General features: G+C 67.6%; 1 pseudogene. It reads right to left on the minus strand.

The features are described 5' to 3' along the window. Window positions 1–445, minus strand: a pseudogene (locus tag K9U40_RS23835) (hypothetical protein); the annotation flags it as partial.

The raw sequence follows: 445 nt of genomic DNA on the forward strand, positions 1-445 counted from the left end.
TGGTAGCTCTGCAGGTATTCGTGCGCCATGGTGCCGATGGGCACCAGGCCCAGATCGCGCGCGAGCAGCACGTTCGAGGTGCCCTTGAACCATTGCGGCGCCTGCGTGGCGAAACGCTGCACCACTTCGCGCTGCCAGGCGCCGCTGTAGCGCCGGCGCAGGCCGAAGTCGAACATCTCGAAGGGGTGGGCGCGGGGCGCCTCGTCCGCCAGCGCCTGCACGCGCGCGATCTTGGCGACGAGCCGCCGCCTTCCTTCCTCCAGCGCCGCGTCGGCATGGCCCAGGCGGCGGAAGTACAACTCGTTCACGATGGCCAGCACGAAGATCTCGAAGCCCATCACGTGCACCTGCGGGCCGCGTGCCACGATGGACAGGCCCGGCCCTTCCGCGCGCGCTTCGATGAAGTTGCGCTGGAACTGGAAGATGCGCAGGAAGTCGATGAAAT

The sequence above is a fragment of the Xanthobacter autotrophicus genome (assembly GCF_030015065.1).
Taxonomy (GTDB): Bacteria; Pseudomonadota; Alphaproteobacteria; order Rhizobiales; family Xanthobacteraceae; genus Xanthobacter; species Xanthobacter autotrophicus_D.